The following is a 23276-nucleotide window of genomic DNA, read 5'->3' on the forward strand; positions in this document are numbered from 1 at the left end:
AACAATATGCCCAGCAGAGCCGTAATTTAAAACCGATTTTCAAAAGAAGCGGTTATTCCGCGATCGGCGTCAAGGACCCGCCGTTCCATATTTCGCCCTTGTTCAGCGTCCAGCTGTTTTGATAAAGGCTTTGCGCGCCTTGATTGGCCGCCGGACTTAATTGTTCATCCCATGTCAAAAAGTACGTGGTCTCGGGGTATTTTTGCCTGATCGCCTTGATAAAAGCAGCATAATCAAAGCTTCCGATATTACCGGACGGACCGGTTTCGGCAAAGGCAAACGGTTTTTTCAGAGACAGCATTTCATCATAGCCTGATATCTCATACGGATCAGTGAAGTAAGCGTCCAGACCGGTAATATCCACATAAGATGAGCCTGGGTAAAAGTCTGTCTTAAAGTCTCTGTTGGCATCCGGCGAATACACCCACAAAAGGTTATCCAACCCTCTTGTCTCTGTCATATAGCGGTATATCTTCTTGTAAAGCTCTTTGTACAGCGAGATTCTTTCCGTGTCTTTTTGGTTGTAGCCTGTCAGCCCCCACCAGAACCACTCGCCGTTCATTTCATGCAGCGGTCTGAACAGAACGGTGACGCCTTGATTTTTCAGCTGAGTAAGGCCGTCGGCGATTTTGCTGAGCAGCGCCTCAAGCCGTTTTCCTTCAACAGTTGAAGGGTCCAGGATGTTTTTGTACTGGCTGTTTGAGATGGCTGTTTTATAGTTTCCGGATGGAAAAGCCGGATTTGCGAGATGCAGGCTGACCTGAGGGAGGCCGCCGCTTTTCCAGTATGAGATTAAGCTGCTGTTGCAGCTGTAATCGATAGAATCGGTGATATCCGCTGTTTCAAGCCATCCTCTCCCATAGTCACAGCCGTAGATGGCGGGAGACTGTCCCGTCGCGTTTTTCAAGCGGTTTTCCTCTGTCATTGAAAAAGTGACATCGCTGTACCCGCCGAACGCCCCGGACATGACCCTGTTTTCTGAACGGTTGGGCAGGTGCGCCAGCCAGTTCATGATATCTTTTGTCGTCTGCTGGGCATTTGGGTTGACGGGATAAACGGTGTGAGCCGATATCGGACTGGCGGCTCCTAAGAGTAATAAAACGATAGACAGGCAGACTGCTAACTTTTTGAGCATATAAAAGACCTCCTGATTTTTAAGATGATGAAGGATGTGAAACGATAACCTCACAATCTCCTTCTATAACAAAATCTCCGGAATCCGCCGGCACGATAAAGTGATCGCCTTTGTGAATGGGACATCCATCCAGTTCTCCGCGTCCTTTCATGACGCTTGCGAGTAAATACCGGCCGGGTGCGGGGAATGATGCTTTCCCGCTCACATCCCATTGATAAACTGAAAAGAAAGGTGTTTCGGCGAGTATCGTAATAAGAGCATCTCCGATCCGATGCTTTGTGCTTTTTACATTTTCATCGGTATGGGGAATGTCTGTTACGTCAATTGCTTTCTGAAGATGAAGCTCGCGTTTATTCCCGTTCCCATCCGTCCGGTCATAGTCGTAAAGCCGGTAGGTGGCATCAGAGCTTTGCTGGATTTCAAGAACGAGCGTACCTTCACATAAAGCGTGCAGTGTGCCGCTCGGGACATAGAAAAAGTCGCCGGGCTTAATGGGGATACGGCGGAGCAGGTGATCCCACTCGTTTTGTTCAATGAGCCGAACGAAGCCTTCTCTCGTTTGGGCGCGATGCCCTAAAATGAGCTCCGCGTCTTTTTTGCAGTCCAACACGTACCAGCATTCCGTTTTTCCGAGTTCTCCGTTTTCATGCCGATGTGCATATGCGTCATCCGGATGAACCTGTACGGATAAGTCCATATTTGCGTCAAGAATTTTTGTGAGCAGGGGAAAAGCCTCTTCTTTCGGATGTCCGAACAGGTCAGGGTGTTCACTCCAGAGACGCTGTAATGATGTTCCGGAAAAAGGCCCGTTCCGCACAATGGATGTGCCGTGCGGATGAGCTGAAATCGCCCAGCACTCTCCCGTCCGCTCAGAAGGAATCTCATACCCGAATGTATCGCGCAGCTTCGTCCCGCCCCATAATCTTTCTTTAAAAACCGGTTCCAAAAATAAGAGTTTCGTCATTTTTCCGCCTCCCGGTTTGCCGCCTTTAATGCGCGCTCCGCCAATACGAGCGAACCGGCCGCGCCGGAGTGAATCCCTAATTGAGGGGGAACGATGAAGTGTTCAATGTCGGGCAGATCAATATATTGATTCAGCCGCTTTTTCACGTGCTGACGGATAGAAGAGAACAGCTGCCGCTGCTTCATGACGCCTCCGCCGAGAATGATCTTTTCCGGCGAAAGAATGAGTATATACTGCACAAGCGCTTCGGCAATATAATAGCCCTCAAGCTCCCACACTTCCTGCTGATCCGTGAGCAAAAATGCTTTTTTCCCCCAGCGTTTCTCAATGGCGGGGCCTGCCGCGAGACCTTCCAGACAATCTGTATGGTATGGGCAATTGCCTTTGTAGCCGTCGTCCGGATGTCTTCTGACATAAATGTGGCCCATTTCAGGATGAGACAGCCCTTGAACAAATCTGCCGTTCATGATGGCGCCCGCGCCGATGCCTGTGCCGACCGTCAAATAGAGGCAGCTGTCCGCGTTTTTGGCCGCGCCGAAAGAAGCTTCTCCGAGCGCCGCCGCATTAACGTCGGTGGTGAAGCCTGCGGGAATATCCAGAGCGCTTTTGATCGTTTGAAGAATAGGGCAGTTCCGCCAGGCTGTCTTCGGCGTCGCGGTGATGCACCCGTATGTTTGACTGTCAGGACGGATATCAATCGGTCCGAACGACCCGATGCCGATGGCTTCTATCGGGAAATCTTTAAAGTAACGGATGACCTGTCTGAGTGTGTCATCCGGTTCTCCCGTCGGAAACTCTACTCTGTCCAGAATGGTGCCGTCTCTTTGTCCGGCGGCACAGACAAATTTCGTGCCGCCGGCTTCAATACCTCCAAGCATGGCCGTCCCTCCTCATCTGTTAAAATCCGTTTTGATCGGAAACGGCTTTGAACCAGCGGCCGCTTTTTTTGACGGTCCGTTCGCCCCCGTTTTCCAGATTGACAGATACAAAGCCGTAGCGGTTTTTATAAGCATTTGTCCAAGACCAGTTGTCCATGAAAGTCCACAGGTGATAGCCTTTTACATTTGAACCTTCTCCGATGGCCCGATGCACCCATTTGAGATGTTCCTGGATAAATTCAATCCTGTAATCATCCTGAATGATGCCGTTTTCATCGCGGAAGCGTTCCTCGCCTTCAACTCCCATGCCGTTCTCGGAAATAAAACACTCGATATTTCCGTAATGTTCTCTGAGATTGGTGAGAATGTCGTAGATTCCTTTTTCGTAAATTTCCCACCCGCGGTGAGGGTTCATTTTCCGGCCGGGCATGACATACGGGTCGAAGAAACGCTCAGGCAGGAAAGGGGCATGCGGATTCGGAACATGTTCTTTTGCCTTGACGCGCCTCGGCTGGTAGTAGTTCACGCCTAAGAGGTCGACCGTATGCTCCTGAATGAGGCGGAGATCTTCTTTCTCATAATGCGGCAGAAAGCCTTCCGCCTTGAGAATCTCGACAAGCTCCTCAGGAAATTCGCCCTTTACGGCGGGATCTAAAAATGAGCGGTTGAAAAAGGCGTCGGCAATCCGGGACGCTTTGACATCTTCAGGGTGTGAGCTTCTCGGATAAGAAGGCGTCAGATTCAGAATGATTCCGATTTGTCCATCCTGTTTCAATTCTCTGTAGGCTTTGACAGCCCTTGCATTCGACAGCAGGGTATGGAAGCCGGCCTGCACCGCTTCTTGAAAATTAACGTGATTCGGGTAATGAAAATCATATAAATAGCCGCCTTCAATCGGCACAATCGGCTCGTTGTGAGTGAACCATTTTTTCACCTTGTCACCGAATAGCGAAAAGCAGGTTTTGGCGTAATGTTCAAACGCGTCAACGGTGTTCCGGCTGACCCAGCCCCCCTTACGCTGAAGGGCGAGCGGCATGTCAAAGTGAAACAAATTGACAAACGGCTCAATGCGATGGGCAAGCATTTCATCGATGACGTCCTGATAAAACGCGACCGCTTTCTGATTGACCTCGCCAGTTCCGTCCGGAATCAATCTTGACCAGGAAATAGACAGCCGGAAGGAGTTATGGCCGATTTCTTTCATCAGCCGGATATCCTCCTTGTATTGATCGTAAAAACGTGACGTGTCGCCGGGGCCGACGCCGTTAAAAAAACGGCTCGGCTCTTTTTCATACCAGTAATCCCATATGTTTTGGCTTTTTCCGTCTTTGTCAGCGGCGCCTTCTGTTTGGGTGGCGGAGGCGGAAGACCCCCACCAGAATCCTTCCGGAAAACGATATTGAATATTTGATTCAGTCAATTGATTTCTCTCCCTTACTGCGATTTTGATTACATACTCATGCTGTCATCCCGGGCATGCTGCTCGGTCTCAGCTTCTTTTTCCTTTGCCATGTTTAATTTGTCCAGTGCTTTAAGAAACGGGAACCAGATGACAAACACAATACAGAGGTTGACCAGCTGCATAATGCCGCCCATGACGGAATTGGTCGCCATAATCCCGTTAATGAAAAGGGGGACGGTCCAAGGCACGGTCACGCCGGTAGGAGGGGGCACGATCCCCGCCGACATGGCCAGGTAGGTGACAAGGGTGACAACCATCGGCGCGATGACCCACGGAATGATAATGATCGGGTTCATCACGATCGGCAAACCGAAAATAACCGGCTCATTGACGTTGAAGATGCCCGGCGCGAGACCGAGTTTGGATATCTGTTTCATCTGTTTGCTTTTCATAAAAAGCAAGATGGCGATCACTATGGCCAATGTCATTCCGGTTCCGCCCATTCCGACGGTGTAAATCTCCATAAACGGCTTAGAAATAATATGGGGAATCTCTTTTCCCGCTGTATACGCAGCTAAATTTTCGACCTGTAATGTATTCCAAATCGGGTCCATCACGGAATTGATAATGATTTGTCCGTGAAGTCCGAAAAACCATAAAATCTGAATAAAGAAAACAGCGATTAATGTAGGAATGATGCCGTTTCCAAGTCCGACAAGCGGGGCTTGAACCGTATGATAAATGACATCATGCAGATTGGTGTGAAAGATCTGGGTGACAGCCGCATTGATCAAGAGGAAGACGGTAAGCGTGATAAAAGCCGGAATCAATGCGGCGAACGATTTAGCAACAGCCGGAGGAACACCGGCAGGCATCTTAATCGTTAAGTTTCTCTGAACGATTCTTCTGTAGATTTCACCTGACAAAAATGCGGTCATCATGCCGAGAAACATCCCTTTTGCTCCAAGCCGGTCAACCGGAATGACGCCTGCGACCGCTTTGCCCGTTTCCGGCTCTGAAACGAACGGGGTGAGCAGCAGAAAAGAAACCAATGCGATCGCTCCGCCGAATACGGCCTCCACTTCGTAGCTTTTGGAAAGGTAATAGCCAATCCCGAAGACGACAAAAATGGACATAATCCCCATCGTCGCCGTCGAAGCGCCGCCAAATCCGGATTGAAAGACAGACAGGGCGGAGCTGCTCATGATTTTGTTTAAAAACGGCAGGTTCGTCAGCACGACGAACACCGAACCGAAAATGGTCAGCGGAAACGCCAGCATAAAAGCATCCCGTAAGACTTGCAAGTAGCGGTTATTGTTTAATTTGCCCGCGATCGGAACAAGGAATTGGCTGATTTTCTCAAACACGTCTTCACCCCCGGCTTTTTATAAATTCTTTGATTGAAATAAGTCGAGCATTTCTTTGACGAGCTCTTTCATTGAAAGCGCTGACATTAAGTGATCTTCAGCATGCATAAAAAGCAGAGAGACATCCGTTTTGGCGCCGCCGGCTTCTTTTTGAATCATCTGAAAATGGATGTCGTGCGCTTTCCCCAGTTCTTCTTCAGCCTTTGTCAGAAAGGTGTCTGACTCATCTGTCCGGCCGTCTTTATATGCGCGTATCGATTGAATAATATTGCTGCGGGCATTGCCGCTGTGAAGAATCAGCTGAAAACTGATCTGTTCATCCGTGTACGTTTCCATGCTTATCGCCTCCTTTATTTGTTCTCAATCAAGGCAACGGCCTGTTCGTATGCTTTTTTGCCGTCTCCCATGCCGTATGCCATCATATCAATCACATCAACGGTGATGTGAAGCGGGTCCGCCTCTTTTTGAAGCTCACCTTTTAAAAAACTCATCTGCGGGCCGATCAGTACGACGTCTGCATCTTTCATCGCTTCTTTTGCTTTATCCTGTCCGACTGCCCAAATCTCGGCTTCCTCACCGATGGAGCGGGCGTAATTCTGCATTTTCGTAACAAGAAGGCTGGTGGACATGCCTGAGCTGCAGGCTAATAAAATTCTTTTCATGAGGAATCCCTTCTTTCATAAAGTTAAAACGTTTTCATGAATATTATAATCTTTTGAAATTAAATGTCTATACTTTTAAAATATAAAGTTTTACTTTTCGGATTTTTGACACAAAAAAACCTTTTAAGATTCAACTTAAAAGGTTTTTCATCTCAAGCGAGCCATAACAGCCATAAATAAAGTCCGATCAAGGTGATGAATAACGTCGGAATGGTTAATATCAGACCTGTCTTGAAATACATTCCCCAGGAAATTTTCACGTTTTTCCGGCTCAGCACGTGGAGCCATAACAACGTCGCCAGCGACCCGATCGGCGTGATCTTCGGCCCGAGGTCAGAACCGATAACATTCGCGTAAATCAATGCTTCTCTCATCAGCCCGTGAGTGTCCGTTCCGCTGATGGCTATGGCGTCAATCATCACCGTCGGCAGGTTATTCATAACGGAGGAGAGGATCGCAGCGATAAAACCCATTCCGAGTGTGCCCGCAAACAATCCGTGATCCGCCGCTTTCTGAATAAGCTGAGAAAGAAGATCCGTCAGTCCGGCATTCCGCAAGCCGTACACGACAACATACATGCCGACAGAAAAAAACACGATGGCCCACGGGGCGTCCTTGATGACTTGTTTCGCAGGGACGGCGGGGCTTCGCTGCGCCAGAATGAGAAAAATGACCGCGATGGAGCCGGCAACGAAGGAAACGGGTATCGACAGCAGTTCGCTGACGAAATATCCGATCAATAAAACGGCCAGCACAGCCCACGATAACCGGAAAAGGCGTTCATCCTTAATCGCGGATGCCGGATGTTTCACAAGACCGGTGTCATACCGTTTCGGAATGTTTTTTCTGAAATAGAGATACAGCACCAAAATGCTTGCCGCCAGAGAAAAAAGGTTGGGCACCAGCATGCGTGATGCATATTCAATGTATCCGATATGAAAGTAATCGGCGGATACAATATTGACCAAATTGCTTACAACGAGCGGAAGCGAGGTGGTGTCGGCGATGAATCCTCCGGCGATAATAAAAGGAAAAACCAGCTTTTCAGGTAAATTCAAAGCCCGCACCATCGCCAGTACGATCGGGGTCAAAATGAGCGCCGCTCCGTCATTGGCAAACAGGGCGGAGACAACAGCCCCTAAGACCGACACATAGAGAAACATCCGCAGCCCGCTGCCTTTGGCCGCCATGGCCATATGCAGCGCGGCCCACTCAAAAAAACCGATACTGTCAAGAATTAATGAAATGATAATAATGGCGATAAAGGCAAGTGTCGCATTCCAGACGATTCCCGTCACTTCCGCGATATCGTGCAGGCTGACTGCTCCGGCGATCAAAGCGAGGACCGCCCCGCCGCAGGCAGACCAGCCGATTGATACATGTTTCGGCTGCCATATGACAAACACAAGTGTCAGCACAAAAATCAGCGCTGATAAAACCGCAACTCCCAAGAATATATCCCCCTTACCGGCATGTAACAGTGACTTCTTTTTGCCGCAATGTCTGTAAAACTTCGTCCTTTTCATCTATCTGCTGCAGAATCGAGCAAACCAGCGCGTATTCCGGACCGGACGGATGAATGGCATAGTACCGCCACTGACCCTCGCGTCTTTCCCGCACAAGGCCGGCGTTCTTTAATTTCTGCAAGTGCTGGCTGATGCCGGGCTGACTTATATGAAAAATAGCTGTCAGCTCGCAGACACAATATTCCTTATCCTTTAGAAGCTTCAGCATCAAAAGCCTCGTCGGGTCGCTTAGAAGTTTGAGGCACTGGCTGATCCCTTCGGAACTTAAAGCATGATGCCTCCGTTCCATGCGCTCACTCCTTTTTTACACTATTATATAAGCAGATGTTTATATAAGTAAACGACAATATAAAAAAGCCGGCCTTGCACTTTTTGCAAAACCGGCTCATGTTTATTTTTGGAACAGTTTTTTCGCTTCATCCATTGCTAATTTATTTCCCAGTGCTGAATAATCAAGCCAAGGCTGATCGGCAATTTTATAGACGTGGTTTGCTTTCACGGCCTTCAGCCCTTTCCATACAGCGCTTTTTTGCAATTCTTTATAGGCTTGCTGTGACTTGTCGTCTCTGTTAACGACGACGAAAATCGCATCTGCGTTGTAATCAGGCAGCACTTCTTGAGAAATGACTTCATAAGGGCGGGAGGTGTTCATTTCTTTAATGCCGTCAGCCGGTTTCAGCTTCAGATCGTCAAACAGAATCGGTCCCATCGGACGGCGTGTGCTGAAGACGCGAAGCTCTTTTGCGTTCACGCGGATCGCCATGACTTTGGCGTTTTTCCCTAATTCCTTATTCATCATGGATCTGACTTGTTTTGTTTCATCTTCGTAATCTTGAATAAATGTTTTCGCTTCTTTTTCACGGTTGACGATTTTTCCGATGTCTTTTAAATGATCGCGCCATGTGCCTTTATCAAGGTCGAAAACGTGTGTGTTTCCGATTTTCTTGTATTTTGACACATCTTTTCCCGCAAATTCTTTATCAAGATAAATGTTGTCTGGATTCAGCTCAAGTAAAGCTTCCATATCCGGGTCTGAGGCAGGTCCGAGTTTTTTCGTGTCTTTCAGCTGATTTTTCACATGAGGGAGAAAATCTTTTAATTCTCCGCCCACGACGGAACCGGCCGGTGTAACGCCGAGAGCCAGCAGATCATTTGTCAGGTGAATGGACATCGAAGCGATTTTATGATCGCCGGATTTCTTTTTTGACTCCGGCTGTGTTGAATCAGATTGGCAGGCAGCCAATAAGAAAATACACATGAAACTGACGAGCGCAATTATTTTTTTCATGGGAATACTCCTTGTTTTATGATTTGATTTTCATGACGAGATAGAGAAAATACGGCGCGCCGATGGCTGCCGCAACCACGCCGGCCGGAATGGCGTTCGGCTGAAACAAAGACCGGCCGATGGTGTCTGCCGCGACAAGAATGACGAGTCCGATTAATCCCGCAATCGGGATAATATGCTGATGCATGGTGCCGACGAGCCGTCTTGCCAAGTGAGGGGCGGCAAAGCCGATAAAGCCGATTCCCCCGGCCATCGCGACGCTCGCGCAGGACAAGCCGACCGCTATGGCGATCAGCATGATCCTTTTTCTCTGCACGTGTGCGCCGAGCCCCGCGGCTGCCTGGTCACCGAGCATTAAAATATTCAAAGAGCGGGCGTTAAGCCATGCAAGCGGTGCGAGAATGCCGATCCAGGGCAATAGCGACCACACGTGAATCCAATCCCTGCCCCAGACGTTTCCCACCAGCCAGCGGGAAGCGAATGTATAAGTTTCTTCATTCAGTCGCAGCGACATAAACAATGTAACGGCGCTGAAGCCCGCGGAAACGGCGATCCCGACTAACAGCATGCGGATCGTTAAAAAACCGTTCAGCCTGTCGTACGTAAGCACTACGATCAGCAGGGCGGCGAGTGTTCCGCCCGCAAACGTAAACAGCGGGATGAACATCGACGCTTGCGCCTCCAGGGAATGAAAGAATGTGATATACATCATCAAACCGAAGGAAGCGCCGGCATGCAGTCCGAGAATGCCCGGATCGGCAAGCGGATTTCGGGATACACCCTGCAAAATAGCGCCCGACACTCCTAAACCGATGCCGGCCAGCATCGTCACCAGAATCCGGGGAAGCCGGTAATCGAATAAAACGGTTGTGCTTTGAAACGTGCCGTATCCGAACAGCGTTTTTCCCACCGTGAGAGGAGAAAGCCGGAATGAGCCCGTATGCAGCCCGATCAGAATAATGCAAACGGCGATGACCAGCAGAATGAGTCCTGCCGCCGCCGCTTTTTTTGTTTCTTTCTGCACTTTCATTTATAAGTCTCTCCCTTCCTTGCGGGCAATATAAAGAAAGAAAGGGACACCGACAAGTGCGACCATGATGCCTATCGCCAATTCTCTCGGGGGACTGACCGTGCGTGAGGCCAAGTCGGCCAAAATCAAAAGAATCGCGCCGAGTAACGCGGACATCGGAATAATCAGCCTGTACGTAACGCCGACGATCTTTCGCGCGATATGGGGGATGACCAGCCCGACGAAGCCGATCGCGCCGGCAGCAGAAACAGACACACCGGCAAGAACGACGGCTATCATTAATCCGGCGGCACGCGTCAGAGCCGTGTTCACCCCTAAATTCGCCGCCACGTCATTTCCCATTGAGAGGAGGGTGACGGACCGGCCCATGAATGTCGCGAGAATGATGAAGACCGCAATCACGGGAACAAGGACTTGTAAATGAGCCCACTTGATCCCTGACACCCCGCCGGCGTACCAGAAGGCCAAATCCTGGCTTAAATCGTAATAAATCGCCACACCGGTACTGAGTGAATGTAAAAGAGCGGCCACGACCGCCCCGGCAAGCGTTACTTTTAAAGGTGTCATGCTGCCTTTTCCCGCCGCACTGATAAAGAAAATCAAGCCGGTGCTTGCCAGTGCTCCCAAAAATGACATCACCATCAGCAGGGCGTATGATAAATGAGGGAAAAAAGCAAAACTGAGCGCAACAACAAACATGGCGCCCGCGTTTACGCCTAAGACACCCGAATCGGCAAGCGGGTTTCTCGTGATTCCCTGCATGAGGGCGCCGGCTGCGGCAAAAGCGGCTCCTGTAACGGCCGCCCCGAGCACCCTCGGAAGACGCAATTCATGAATGATCTGCTGGCCCGTTATATTCGGATTGTAATCAGCAACAGCCGACCAAACCGTATGTAAAGTAATGTCTTTCGCGCCGAATGAGACGGCGAAAAAAATAGATACAAGCAGCCCGATCACCGCGATCAGGAAGAAAACCCCGTTTTTTAAGATGCTGATCAGACGGTTTGCGGACCTGACAGAATCGCTCAAAAATCAATTCACCTACTTTTATGATCATTGTCGGGTATTTATTGAACATGAGAATCATTTTCATTTGAACCATCATATTATACCGAGCCGATTTTCAAAACGCAATAGAGCGTTCAACAATAATGTCCTTTTTTTCTCTCATGTTTATATTTTAAAAAAGAAGTGAAAAACGTGAAAGAGGAAATCGCTATATTCAGAAAGGAGGGAGGCAAATGGCGGGAGAACGAAAGCCTTTGCCGATTGAATTTTACCAGAGACCGTCAGTGGAGCTTGCCCCTTTATTGCTCGGCTGTCTTTTGGTGAAAGAGACGGATGAGGGAACGGCTTCAGGTTTTATCGTGGAAACGGAAGCTTATATGGGAGCGGAAGACCGGGCGGCGCACAGCTTCGGCAACCGGCGCACGAAACGGACGGAAATTATGTTCCATGAGGCGGGCCGCATTTATACATACGTCATGCACACTCATACATTAATGAACGTCGTCGCCGCGGACATCGGCATTCCGCAGGCCGTGTTAATCAGGGCGGCGGAGCCTCATGAAGGACAGTTCCTGATGGAGAGCAGGAGACCGGGCAGACCCCCGAGAGAGTGGACAAACGGCCCGGGAAAACTGACGAAGGCGATGGGCATTTCAATGAACGACTACGGCGGCATGATCACGGAACCGCCGCTGTATATTACGGAGGGCTTTACGCCTGAGCATATATCAACAGGCCCGAGAATCGGGATTGACAACAGCGGAGAAGCCCGGGATTATCCGTGGCGCTATTGGGTGACAGGGAACCGGTATGTCTCACGCTGACCATGTTTATAAACGCTGATAACAGGGGAAAGACAAGGTAAAAGAAAGGGGATTCAGACATTGAAAAAATTTTTCAAAACGATTATCAAATGGGCGCCCGTCATCTATCCGATCATCAGAAAAATCATAAAAGAACGGAAGGCATCTAAGCGGAACCGCATGTCCGCATCCCGAACAGCCGGCTGATCCGGCTGTTTTTTTACGGGCTTGGCATCGGATTGCCGCATTGACTTGAAATCCTCCCCATTATAGAATTTACATACATTTACCCCTTCCTCATTCTTTTTGCCCATTTTTCACGTCTGCATCTGATCTGATAGGAGGTTTTTCTCATGCTTCATGGGCGGCTTCGTGAACTTTTGCGCTTGCTTTTAGCTGCTGAAACACCGGTTACAAGCTCAGTCATCGCTGCAAATGTAAAGGTAACGACGCGGACGGTCCGCAATGACATAAAGGAACTGCAAACCATTGTAGAAAAACACGGCGCATCCATTCAATCTGTCAGAGGGAGCGGCTATAAGCTGCTGATCCGGAATGAGCAGCCGTTTAAAAACTGGCTTCAGGACAATTTCCAGCAGAACAGCACCGTGCCGATTTTTCCCGATGAACGGATAGATTACCTTATGAAAAGAATGCTTCTGGCCGACGGCTACCTCAAGCTGGATGACTTGGCGGAAGAACTGTTCATCAGTAAATCCACACTTCAATCTGATTTAAAAGAAGTCAAAAAACGGCTCCGCCCCTATGACATCATTTTGGAAACAAGGCCGAACTACGGCTTTAAGCTGCGCGGCGAAGAGCTCCGCCTCCGTTATTGTATGGCGGAATACTTAGTGGACGACCGCGAGCCTGAGCCTGATCTCCTGAGTGAAAAGGCCGGTATTCTGCCGAAAGACGACATTCATGTGATCCGCACAGCCATTATGAAGCAGGTTCGAAACCATAAGATCCCGCTTTCTTTCTTCGGCCTGAACAATCTCATCATCCATATCGCCATTGCCTGCAAACGAATCCGGACAGAAAACTATGTATCTCTCATTCCGGAAGATCTTCATGATATTAAGCTTGAAACAGAATATCAGTCAGCGGAAGCCATCGTAAAAGAGCTTGAATCGGCGCTTTCGGTCACCTTTCCCGAACAGGAAACCGCCTATATCGCCATTCACCTGCTCGGGACAAAGCGCATGACCCAGTCACAACTGGAAGGAAAAGAGCTTACAAGGCTGATAGACGGGGAAACCAGCCGTTTGACGGAGGCCATGATTGAAGCCATTGAGCGGGAGCTGAAGCTCGGAATCACGGACGACAATGAGCTGAAAGCGGGTCTTGCGCTCCACATCAAGCCGGCGATTAACCGAAACCGGTACGGAATGAACCTGAGAAACCCGATGCTCTCCGCCATAAAGGAAAATTATCCGCTCGCATTTGAAGCGGGAGTGATTGCGGGAATCGTGATCAAGGAGCAAACCGGCATTGATATTCATGAGAATGAGATCGGATATTTGGCGCTTCATTTCGGAGCCGCCATTGAAAGGAGAAAGACGGAACGGCCGCCTAAACGCTGCTTGATTGTCTGTGCGTCCGGCGCCGGCAGCGCACAGCTTTTAAGAGAAAAGCTCCGTTCCCGGTTCGCAAAGCGTCTTGAAATCGTCGGAACGGCTGATTACTGCAGCCTTGACCAGCTTTCCTTTGAGTCGATTGATTTTGTGGTCAGCACAGTTCCGATCAAAAAAGACCTGCCCGTTCCCGTATTAAAGGTTCATACGCTGTTGGGCGGCGGGGATTTTACAAAAATCGACGCCATGCTGGAAGAAAAGCGGGAACAATTGAACTTTCTGAAACCGGAGCTGGTATTTTTGCAGCAGGATCTGGAGACGAAGGAGGATGTCATCCGTTTTCTCGGACAGCAGGTTGCAGAAGCCGGCCTCGCTTCTGATTCTCTGACCGATTCTATTTTTGAAAGGGAAACGATTTCTCCTACGAGTTTCGGCAATCTTACGGCGATTCCGCACCCGCTCGTTCCGCAGACAGACACGACGTTTTGGGCGGTATGCACGCTGAAGAAGCCGATTGACTGGGCGGATAAGCGTGTCCAATTTGTCTGCCTGCTCTGCGTCGAGAAAGAAAGCAAAGCCGACCTCCAGCATATGTACAAATGGCTCGGCGGCATGTTAGATGATCCGGCCGCGGTAAGCCGTCTCTTAAAATGCACAACCTATCAGGAGGTTTTACGAGTATTCAGAGACAAACGATCAGAGAAAGACCGGGATACACCTTTTTTCCGTTAACAGCGGAAAAAGCCTGAGTAGTTATGAAAGCGATTTCATAATATGATGGTACTAACATCGAGACATACAAAATATCAAACTTTCAGGAGGTCTTTTACATGAATATATTACTCGTTTGTGCAGCAGGGATGTCAACAAGCTTACTCGTCACCAAGATGGAAAAAAGCGCGCAGGAACAAGGAAAAGAATATAAAATCTGGGCGGTGTCAGGCGATTCAGTCAACCAGCATATTGATAAAGCGGACGTATTGCTGCTTGGGCCTCAAGTCCGTTATTTGCTTCCGCAGCTGAAAAAATTGGGTGAATCAAAAGGAGTGCCGGTTGAAGTCATCAATACCGTCCATTACGGCACATGCAACGGAGCGGAGGTTCTGAAATCAGCGGAACAGCTCGGAAACGCATCGTAGAAAGGGGCGGGCCGTGTGAATAAGGTGAACCAGTTTTTAGAAGAGAAAGTCATGCCCATTGCCGGAAAAATTGCCTCCCAGCGGCATCTGCAAGCATTGCGTGACGGGATCATCCTCACCATGCCGCTTATTATCATCGGTTCATTTTTTCTGATCATCGGCAACCTGCCGATTCCGGGATATGCGGATTTCATGGCAAAGACGTTCGGAAGCGCCTGGTCTCAAAAACTGCAATATCCGGTTGATGCGACCTTTGAAATCATGGGTCTTGTCGCCGCTTTCGGAATCGCCTACCGCCTGGCCGAAAAATACGGGGTGGATGCATTATCGGCCGGTGCGATATCTTTGGCGGCGTTTCTCTTGGCAACGCCGTACAAAGTTCCGTTTCTGCCTTCCGGCGCCAAAGAGGAAATCATGGTCGGCGGCGGCATCCCGCTGTCTCTCATGGGAAGCAAAGGGCTGTTTGTCGCGATGATCATCGCCATGCTGTCGACGGAAATTTACCGCCTGATCATCCAGCGGAATTTCGTCTTCAAAATGCCGGACGGCGTGCCTCCTGCGGTCAGCAAATCGTTTATCGCTTTAATTCCCGGCTTTGCCGTCATCTTTCTGATCTGGGGCGCGCGTTTAATTGTCGAAGCGACACCGTTTGAAAGCCTTCATAACATTGTAAGCGTTGTACTGGGTACACCGCTCTCGATTCTTGGGGGAAGTCTCGGCGGAAGCCTGATAGCCGAAGCGGTTCAAATGCTCTTGTGGGCGTGCGGATTACACGGGGCGAACATAGTCGGCGGCGTCATGGCGCCGATCTGGTTCGGAGCGATGGATGCCAACCGGATTGCGTTTCAGGCGGGCGATGCGCTTCCGAATATTTTCACCCAGCAGTTTTTTGAAATCTGGATCAACATCGGCGGAAGCGGCGCGACACTGGCGCTCGTGGTCACCATGTTTCTCCGTTCGCGAAGCAAGCAGATGAAGCAGCTTGGGAAACTCGCCATCGGGCCGGCCGTCTTTAATATTAATGAGCCGATTATTTTCGGAATGCCGATCGTCATGAACCCGATGCTTCTCATTCCGTTCATTATCACACCGCTTGTCACACTGGTCCTTACCTATATCGGCATGAGCACTGGCCTCGTCGCCAAACCTGCCGGCATTGCCGTCCCATGGACGATGCCGCCGATTTTCTCCGGCTATCTTGCCACGGGCGGAAAAATATCAGGGGCTGTCATGCAGGCGATTAACATCATCACAGCCTTTATCGTGTACTATCCGTTCTTCAGAATGTGGGATTCGCAAAAGCTGAAAGAAGAAAACGAACTTGAACAATCGCAGGCGCCAGCCGTACAGGGAGACGAAAAAGCCGTGCTGTAGAGAAAGGGAGTGAAACACATGAATGAAAAAATGGAACAGACCATTTTTCAGATCATCCTGCATGGCGGCAACGGCAGAAGCGCATCAATGGAAGCCATTGCCGCCGCAAAGCGGGGGGACAGAGCCATGGCGGAAGAAAAGCTTCAGGAAGCCGCAAAGGAACTGACCGAAGCCCATCATTATCAGACAGAACTGATCCAAAATGAAGCCGGCGGAGAAAAAACAGACATGACGCTTTTAATGGTGCACGCGCAAGATCATTTAATGAATGCCATGACCGTGAAAGACTTGGCCGCTGAGTTAGTTGAGATTTACGAAAAAGTGAGTCTGCAAGGGGGAGCGAAAATATGACAAAAGGAATTAAAATTGTAACGATCGGCGGAGGCTCAAGCTATACACCGGAGCTTGTGGAAGGCATCATTAAACGCTATGAGGAACTGCCTGTCAGAGAATTATGGCTCGTCGACATTCCCGAAGGCGAGAAAAAACTCAATATCGTCGGCACGCTTGCAAAACGCATGGTCGAAAAAGCGGGTGTTCCGATAGAGATTCACCTGACGCTTGACCGGAGAGAAGCCTTGAAGGATGCGGATTTCGTAACGACTCAATTCCGCGTCGGCCTTCTTGAGGCCCGCGCCAAAGATGAACGGATTCCGTTAAAATACGGCGTAATCGGCCAGGAGACAAACGGTCCGGGCGGTTTATTCAAAGGGCTGCGCACCATCCCGGTTATTCTGGAAATCGCGAAAGACATCGAAGAGCTTTGTCCGAATGCATGGCTCGTGAATTTCACAAACCCTGCCGGCATGGTTACCGAGGCCTTGCTCCGCTACTCGAATCTCACAAAAGTCGTCGGCCTCTGCAATGTGCCGATCGGCATTAAAATGGGCGTCGCAAAAGCATTGGACGTGGATGTCAGCCGGATCGAAGTGCAATTTGCCGGGCTGAATCATATGGTCTTCGGATTAGATGTTTTCTTAGACGGCGTCAGCGTGAAAGATCAAGTCATTGAAGCCATGGGAGACCCGGAAAACGCCATGACGATGAAAAATATTTCAGGGGCGGAATGGGAGCCTGAATTCCTGAAGGCGCTCGATCTGATTCCTTGCGGCTACCACCGCTATTATTTCAAAACGAAAGAAATGCTCGAGCATGAAATAGAAGCGTCACAGACGGAGGGCACACGCGCCGAGGTCGTACAGAAGGTTGAGAAAGAACTGTTCGAACTGTACAAAGATCCGAATCTCGCCATTAAACCGCCGCAGCTTGAAAAACGGGGCGGAGCGTACTACAGTGACGCGGCCTGCAACCTGATCAGCTCCATCTATAACGACAAACATGATATCCAGCCCGTCAATACGATAAACAACGGCGCGATCGCCAGCATTCCGAATGACTCAGCGGTCGAAGTAAACTGTGTTATGACGAAAGACGGTCCGAAACCGATCGCCGTCGGTGATCTGCCGGTGTCTGTCCGCGGACTCGTCCAGCAAATCAAATCATTTGAGCGCGTCGCCGCTGAAGCAGCCGTCACGGGAGATTATCAAACGGCGCTACTTGCGATGACGATCAACCCTCTCGTCCCGTCAGACTCCGTGGCAAAGGCCATTCTGGATGAAATGCTTGAGGCCCACAAAGAACATCTGCCTCATTTCTTTAAGTCGATTGAAGCATAAGAGCAGTAAAAAAACCCGGATTCGATTCCGGGTTTTTTGCTTATTTTGATTCGCTTAGTGAGGCGACTTCCGTCGTCCAGCCGAACACGTCGGCTTCCGCGCCTTTTTGAATGCCTGTAATGGTATCATACAATTTCTTCGAGATCTCTCCGGTTTCACCGCTGCCGATGACAAGACTTTCATCATTCCAGATCAGTTCGCCGACCGGAGAAATGACCGCAGCCGTACCGGTTCCGAATGTTTCTTCCAATCGGCCGTCACGATGCGCCTGGATGATTTCATCGATCGAAATCTTCCGCTCAGACACAGTCAGTCCCCAATGTTTGAGAAGGGTGATGACGGAATTTCTCGTAATTCCTTCAAGAATGCTTCCGTTCAGCTCCGGCGTCACGATTTCGCCGCTGATTTTGAAGAAGATGTTCATGCTGCCGACTTCTTCGATGTATTTTTTCTCAATGCCGTCAAGCCATAAAACCTGGGAAAATCCCTTCTCTTCCGCAACCTGCTGCGCCTTCAGGCTTGATGCATAGTTGCCGGCGGTTTTCGCGTTTCCGGTGCCGCCTTTGACGGCGCGCACGAATTCGTTTTCCACGGCGATTTTTACCGGTTTAATGCCTTCTTTGTAATAAGAGCCGACCGGGGAAAGAATGATAAACAGCTTGTACGTATGGGATGCCGCTACACCGAGGAAAGGCTCAGTCGCAATGATAAACGGACGGATATAAAGGGAAGTGCCTTCCGCTTTCGGAATCCAGTCTTTGTCGATGGCTACGAGCTGTTTCAGGCCTTCAAGAACAAGCTCTTCATCAATGAGCGGGATGCAAAGGCGGTCATTTGACTGGTTCAGGCGGTCCATATTTTTCTCCGGTCTGAACAGAAGCACTTCCTGATCCTTCGTTACATACGCTTTAAGCCCTTCAAAAACGGTTTGGCCGTAATGATAAACCATGGCCGCAGGATCCATTGAGATGGACTGATAAGGGATAATTCTCGGATCATACCAGCCTTGATCGGCGTCGTAATCCATAACAAACATATGGTCGGTGAAAATTCTGCCGAACGCAAGGTCATGGGGGTCCGGTTTCGGTTTTTTGGCTGAAGTCAATTCAACACGAATGTCTTGTTTCATATTGTTCTGTCTCCCTATTGGTGTTATTGTCAAACTTATTTGAAAATAATTTATATTCTATTGTATACCTTCAACAAATATTCGCAATAGTTTTCCTCAAATTTGTGAAAAAATCAAATCACATAAAAAGCAGGGGAGAGAATGCCCCCTGCGTGTTCGTTTTTACGTATTCTGTCATCACCGTGCTCAGTGAACCGTCACCTTGCCGGTTTTGTAAAACTGCTCCATTGCTTTATCGACGTACACCCAGCCCTTCCAGGCGATATGGATGGTGTCTTTCATAAAGTACGGATCATATTCGTGCCCGGATAAGTCGGCAACCTGAAAGCCCTTCGCTTTAATTTGCTTAGTGACTTTTTTGTAGTAATCAGTCCGGCCTTTTTTCGGGAAGCCGGTGTAGTCATACCATTTTCCGTTGACCGGAATAACCACGAACATCGGTTCAGCGCCGGCATCTTTCAGAATGTCCAGCATATCCTCAAAGTCGTGATATTCGACTGATTTGGCGTATGTTCTTCCTTTGTTGATTCCTTTCACTCTCTTTACTTTCTTCTTAATCTTTTTATAAGAAGCGTCATCGATATAGAAAGGATTGGACTTGGAGCTCCGTTCTCCTAATTGAGCGGCGGCTGTTTTTAACTCTGACCACGATTTTCCTTTCAGGTTTTCAGAGATCGTCCGTTCAGGGCCCTTGTTTTCTCCCATTGAATAATAAAGATCTTTTTTCTCAAGCAGAGAATAATAAGCTTTGGCGGCCGGCATGACCGCTTTCACTTTCCATGATTGTCCGTTGACCATTCCCTTGTACAATTCAGAAAGGACGGCATCATGCTGAACGACTTTAAAACGGAGCATGCGCTTCATCATGTTCTTTTTGACCGCGGGATCAATCTGGTTATTAAATGCTAAATCCAATGCCTGAAGTGATGAAAAATTCGGCGCAAAGTGCTGTTCATCAGAACCTTTTTTGATAAACCATTGCGGAGAAACAATGAATACCAGCTTTTTGCCTTTCAGCTGCTGATAATGCGCCGCAAAGTTCACGGCGTGTATCAAGGATTGGTCCCCGCCTTTTCCGACAAGATAAGGCGTAAAGCCTTGGTTGTTCACTTGGAAATAGTTGGACGGGTGAAACTCATCCAGTCTTGAAAGCTCGGAAGAACCGAAAATCGGCAGATACTTCGAGTCTTCGAACATTTTGTTTTGAAGATAGAGCCCCTGGAACATATTCGGATTTAAGGCTGCCGCCGACTCTTCGACACGTTTTTCAGGAATGAAGCGCGTAAGCCATGAAGCCGGAACTGCGATAGCTCCGACAAACAGGACGAACGCTAAAATAATTGGTCCAAAGAAACGCTTTTTCATTTACTTCAACTCAGTCAGTTTGTTTACAATGTTGTTTGGCGTATTCCACTCGTCACGGTCAAATTCAGTGATCGGCACTGTAATGCCGAAGCGGTTTTCGATGGCGACCAGCAGTTCTACAGTTCCGAAAGAATCAAGCAGTCCTTCTTCAAAGATTTCAATATCAGGATTTTCTTTCACAGCGTCCTCCTGACAAACTTCAGCTAATACGTCTAATACTTCCTGTTTAAATTCCATGTGTTTTCAATCTCCTTTAGTGATGAAATGGTTTTCCTGAGAAAATATAAAATCCGAAACATACGAAATGGAATGTGATGACGATGGCTAAAAAGGCCGTAAAACGATTGGCGGGCAGCCACTTGTATTTCTTATTCCATTTCTCAAAAAAGTTATACCCGGTCATTAATACGGCGTGGTACAGGCCGTATACAATATATTGCAGAGCGAGTCCGTGCCAGACGCCCATCAGCATGAACAGCAGGAAATACCCGATGTTCGAGACGGCCATCCGGTTCTTTATCCATTTTTTCTTTGTCATCCAGAAAACAAAGCGCATAAATACGTAGTCTCTGAACCAGAAGGATAAGGACATGTGCCAGCGGTTCCAGAAGTCTTTAATGTTTTTGCTGATAAACGGCTTATTAAAGTTTTCCGGAGATTTGATACCCATGATATAGCTTACACCGACGGCAAACATCGTGTAACCCGCAAAATCAAAAAACAGGTACAAGCTGTATCCGTACATGTACAGCACATTACCCCACAGTTTGCTGTGGGTGATATGAGACAGATTCATAATGAAATACGTGTTAATCGCATATCCGATAATGAATTTGTATAAGAAACCGATAAAAATTTTATGAATGCCGGTATACAGTAAATCAGCGTATTCTCCCTTTGTCCATACTTTCTGTTCGTCCTTGGCAAATCTGCGGTATCTGTCGATCGGACCGGAAGAAATGGTCGGGAAAAACATAATAAAGTACAAAAGGCGGTGAAGCGGCATTTTTTCTTTAATCAGTCCGTCTCTCGTTTCCATGATCAGCTGGACGCCTTTAAATGTCAAATAAGAAATTCCTAAGAAACTGATCAGGTTATGAACCGGGTGATGAGGCGCCGGCGGAAAGAAAAACGGCCATAATTTAGATAAAAACAGGGGTAAAATGGACGCGATCACGGCCATACTGAAGACAAAGCCGCTGTTGGCTTTCAGTCTGTAAGCGAGATAACCCCTGATTAAAAGCACCTGCCACAGTGTAAAGATACATAGTGCGATCACGCCGTGCAGATCATGCGCGAAAATCAAAGCCAATACGATGATGGATATAAACATGTTGTATCCTTGGAATCTCTTGCCGTTCAGCCCTAAAATAATCGTCGGCAAAAGAAGGATTCCAAGTAAGATAAAGAAGAAAAACGAGCTGTAAGGCGTCATACAAGAACCTCTTCGCCAATGCGTTTACGGTCGATTTTTCCGTTCGCAGTCATTTGAATGTGATCCTGATAAATGAATTTTCTCGGAATCATGTAGGCCGGAAGCGAAGCGGCCAGTTCTTTCTTAATGGCGCTTGTCAGCTGGAATTCTTTTTCAAAATCATGTTTTTCAGGCACGATGGCGGCAATTAAATATTCGACAGGTCCGTTAGGCTGATACGGGATGACAACCGCCGTGCGCACATATTGAGACTGCCTTACATGTACTTCGATTTCCTCCAGCTCCATGCGGTAGCCGTGAAGCTTAATCTGGAAATCAAGGCGTCCTTGGCAGAAAATCTGACCATCCTGAACATAACCGGCATCACCCGTGTGATATGCCCACTGGCCGTCGATCGGGAAAAACGCTTTTTCCGTCAGAGAAGGTTCTCCGAGATAGCCTTTGCTTACGCTCGGGCCCGCGATGATGATTTCCCCTTTTTCTCCGTCCGGAAGCTTATTCCCGTTTTCATCCATGATGAAGATATCCATATCGGGTTTTGCAAAACCGACGGGCAGGGATTCATTTTCATCGATGATCTGCTGCGTAATTTCAACGGAGGTGACGGCAACCGTTGTTTCAGTCGGGCCGTATGTATTGAATACGCGGGCCTTCGGAAAACGGTTTAACAGCTCCTGTGCCACGGCAGCCGGAAGCGCTTCTCCGCAAAACATAAATACTTCTGCCTCAGGCAGGAGCTCCTGCGTAAAGCCGGGGTCCATCAGACACATTTGGACGAAAGACGGCGTCGATGTCCAGACGTTCAGTTTGGATTTCTCCAGCTCTTCAAATAGTACTTTCGGTTTATTGATTTTGTCTTTCGTTACGCAGTGCAGCGTACCTCCCGTTTGAAGCGACGGGAAAATGTCCATGACAGATAAATCAAAAGAAAACGGAGCTTGGTTTAAGAAAGTCTTACCCTCGCCCACAGGAAAATCCCTGCAGATCCAGTCAGTAAAGCTTTGCAGGTTATCAGCCGATATCTGCACGCCCTTCGGATTTCCCGTGCTGCCGGACGTGTAAATAATGTAAAACGTGTCCAGCTCTTTTACCCAGTTCTCACGGCTGAGGTCTGCATCTCCGTCAGCTGCAAGCTCTTCGGGCGTAACGGTTTTAATCAGATTGCTTCCCGTATCGACTGCATCGCCCGATACGCTGATAAGCAGCTCTGCGCCTGAGCTTTCAATGATTTTGACGATCCGCTCCGCCGGAATGGAAACATCGACAGGGATGTAAGGGCGGCCCGCTTTGACGCTTCCTAAGAAAGAAACGATCATATTCGGCTCCATATGTCCGTAAACCAGGACAGGCGCTTTCGAACCGTCAGCTGTATGTTTTTGAATGCCGGACGCAACCCGCTCCGACAAATCCCATAATTCCCCGTAAGTGAGGGAATGATCTAAGGAACGAAACGCTTCGGCCTGCGGCTTGGCGTCTGCGTATGTTTTTATAGCATCAAGTAGTTTCATAGTTATCCTC

The 23276-nt window shown here is 48.7% G+C and carries 24 protein-coding genes; 7 read left to right on the plus strand and 17 right to left on the minus strand.

Going from position 1 to position 23276, the window contains the following annotated elements:
* Positions 1-52: 52 nt before the first annotated feature.
* The 12 genes from gmuG to AC1RRX_RS15440 form a co-directional block, all read right to left on the minus strand.
* A complete protein-coding gene (gmuG, locus tag AC1RRX_RS15385; RefSeq protein WP_144464778.1) occupies positions 53-1135 on the minus strand; it encodes a mannan endo-1,4-beta-mannosidase in 1083 nt (360 codons plus the stop codon).
* Positions 1136-1154: 19 nt separating this feature from the next.
* On the minus strand, positions 1155-2099 hold the full coding sequence (manA, locus tag AC1RRX_RS15390; RefSeq protein WP_042635604.1) for a mannose-6-phosphate isomerase, class I: 945 nt from the start codon (positions 2097-2099) through the stop codon (positions 1155-1157).
* Complete coding sequence (locus AC1RRX_RS15395; RefSeq protein WP_108725244.1) at positions 2096-2977, minus strand: ROK family protein; 882 nt, start codon at positions 2975-2977, stop codon at positions 2096-2098. Before AC1RRX_RS15395 ends, manA begins: the two co-directional genes overlap by 4 nt.
* Positions 2978-2996: 19 nt before the next feature.
* On the minus strand, positions 2997-4397 hold the full coding sequence (locus AC1RRX_RS15400; protein ID WP_144464780.1) for a glycoside hydrolase family 1 protein: 1401 nt from the start codon (positions 4395-4397) through the stop codon (positions 2997-2999).
* A 29-nt stretch (positions 4398-4426) separates the two neighbouring features.
* The gene (gene celB, locus AC1RRX_RS15405; RefSeq protein WP_144464782.1) at positions 4427-5746 is read right to left on the minus strand and encodes a PTS cellobiose transporter subunit IIC; all 1320 of its coding nucleotides are present in this window, start codon (positions 5744-5746) and stop codon (positions 4427-4429) included.
* 18 nt (positions 5747-5764) lie between these two features.
* Positions 5765-6082 carry a PTS lactose/cellobiose transporter subunit IIA gene (locus tag AC1RRX_RS15410; RefSeq protein ID WP_007407750.1) on the minus strand — a complete coding sequence of 106 codons (318 nt, stop codon included), beginning with the start codon at positions 6080-6082 and terminating at the stop codon, positions 5765-5767.
* A gap of 14 nt (positions 6083-6096) precedes the next feature.
* Complete coding sequence (locus tag AC1RRX_RS15415; protein WP_007614670.1) at positions 6097-6408, minus strand: PTS sugar transporter subunit IIB; 312 nt, start codon at positions 6406-6408, stop codon at positions 6097-6099.
* Positions 6409-6560: 152 nt separating this feature from the next.
* Complete coding sequence (locus AC1RRX_RS15420) at positions 6561-7859, minus strand: arsenical efflux pump membrane protein ArsB (protein WP_007407748.1); 1299 nt, start codon at positions 7857-7859, stop codon at positions 6561-6563.
* A gap of 13 nt (positions 7860-7872) precedes the next feature.
* Positions 7873-8223 carry an ArsR/SmtB family transcription factor gene (locus tag AC1RRX_RS15425; protein WP_032867842.1) on the minus strand — a complete coding sequence of 117 codons (351 nt, stop codon included), beginning with the start codon at positions 8221-8223 and terminating at the stop codon, positions 7873-7875.
* Positions 8224-8325: 102 nt separating this feature from the next.
* Positions 8326-9222, minus strand: coding sequence for an ABC transporter substrate-binding protein (locus tag AC1RRX_RS15430; RefSeq protein ID WP_007407746.1), 897 nt, complete (start codon positions 9220-9222; stop codon positions 8326-8328).
* Between the two features lie 16 nt (positions 9223-9238).
* Positions 9239-10252, minus strand: coding sequence for a FecCD family ABC transporter permease (locus AC1RRX_RS15435; RefSeq protein WP_007407745.1), 1014 nt, complete (start codon positions 10250-10252; stop codon positions 9239-9241).
* The gene (locus AC1RRX_RS15440; protein ID WP_050594977.1) at positions 10253-11251 is read right to left on the minus strand and encodes a FecCD family ABC transporter permease; all 999 of its coding nucleotides are present in this window, start codon (positions 11249-11251) and stop codon (positions 10253-10255) included.
* 242 nt (positions 11252-11493) lie between these two features.
* Between AC1RRX_RS15440 and AC1RRX_RS15445 the strand changes: the two genes are divergently transcribed.
* The 7 genes from AC1RRX_RS15445 to licH all read left to right on the plus strand — a co-directional run bounded on the left by AC1RRX_RS15445 (position 11494) and on the right by licH (position 17829).
* Positions 11494-12084: a DNA-3-methyladenine glycosylase gene (locus AC1RRX_RS15445; protein ID WP_007407743.1), complete on the plus strand. Its 591-nt coding sequence runs from the start codon at positions 11494-11496 to the stop codon at positions 12082-12084.
* A gap of 51 nt (positions 12085-12135) precedes the next feature.
* Positions 12136-12270 (plus strand): small protein YxzF, encoded by a 135-nt coding sequence (locus AC1RRX_RS15450; protein WP_369719122.1) that lies wholly within the window; start codon positions 12136-12138, stop codon positions 12268-12270.
* A gap of 146 nt (positions 12271-12416) precedes the next feature.
* Entirely contained in the window at positions 12417-14372 is a 1956-nt protein-coding gene (licR, locus tag AC1RRX_RS15455; protein ID WP_032867838.1) for a transcriptional regulator LicR, read from the plus strand.
* Between the two features lie 98 nt (positions 14373-14470).
* Entirely contained in the window at positions 14471-14779 is a 309-nt protein-coding gene (licB, locus tag AC1RRX_RS15460) for a PTS lichenan transporter subunit IIB (RefSeq protein ID WP_003150863.1), read from the plus strand.
* Between the two features lie 15 nt (positions 14780-14794).
* Positions 14795-16153: a PTS cellobiose transporter subunit IIC gene (celB, locus tag AC1RRX_RS15465; RefSeq protein ID WP_015240833.1), complete on the plus strand. Its 1359-nt coding sequence runs from the start codon at positions 14795-14797 to the stop codon at positions 16151-16153.
* 18 nt (positions 16154-16171) lie between these two features.
* Positions 16172-16504 carry a PTS lichenan transporter subunit IIA gene (licA, locus tag AC1RRX_RS15470; protein ID WP_007407739.1) on the plus strand — a complete coding sequence of 111 codons (333 nt, stop codon included), beginning with the start codon at positions 16172-16174 and terminating at the stop codon, positions 16502-16504.
* Positions 16501-17829 (plus strand): 6-phospho-beta-glucosidase LicH, encoded by a 1329-nt coding sequence (gene licH, locus AC1RRX_RS15475; RefSeq protein WP_003150870.1) that lies wholly within the window; start codon positions 16501-16503, stop codon positions 17827-17829. The genes licA and licH overlap by 4 nt, the downstream gene beginning before the upstream one ends.
* A gap of 40 nt (positions 17830-17869) precedes the next feature.
* Here licH and AC1RRX_RS15480 read toward each other — a convergent pair whose 3' ends face one another.
* From AC1RRX_RS15480 to dltA, 5 genes are all read right to left on the minus strand, one after another.
* Positions 17870-18958, minus strand: coding sequence for a branched-chain amino acid aminotransferase (locus AC1RRX_RS15480; RefSeq protein WP_042635599.1), 1089 nt, complete (start codon positions 18956-18958; stop codon positions 17870-17872).
* 186 nt (positions 18959-19144) lie between these two features.
* Positions 19145-20323 (minus strand): D-alanyl-lipoteichoic acid biosynthesis protein DltD, encoded by a 1179-nt coding sequence (gene dltD / locus AC1RRX_RS15485; RefSeq protein WP_012118763.1) that lies wholly within the window; start codon positions 20321-20323, stop codon positions 19145-19147.
* Positions 20324-20560 (minus strand): D-alanine--poly(phosphoribitol) ligase subunit 2, encoded by a 237-nt coding sequence (dltC, locus tag AC1RRX_RS15490; protein ID WP_003150875.1) that lies wholly within the window; start codon positions 20558-20560, stop codon positions 20324-20326.
* 16 nt (positions 20561-20576) lie between these two features.
* Positions 20577-21758: a D-alanyl-lipoteichoic acid biosynthesis protein DltB gene (gene dltB / locus AC1RRX_RS15495; RefSeq protein WP_012118762.1), complete on the minus strand. Its 1182-nt coding sequence runs from the start codon at positions 21756-21758 to the stop codon at positions 20577-20579.
* Positions 21755-23266: a D-alanine--poly(phosphoribitol) ligase subunit DltA gene (gene dltA, locus AC1RRX_RS15500; RefSeq protein ID WP_012118761.1), complete on the minus strand. Its 1512-nt coding sequence runs from the start codon at positions 23264-23266 to the stop codon at positions 21755-21757. Before dltA ends, dltB begins: the two co-directional genes overlap by 4 nt.
* Between the last annotated feature and the right edge of the window lie 10 nt (positions 23267-23276).

The sequence above is a fragment of the Bacillus sp. GW821-FHT11D08 genome (assembly GCF_058808515.1).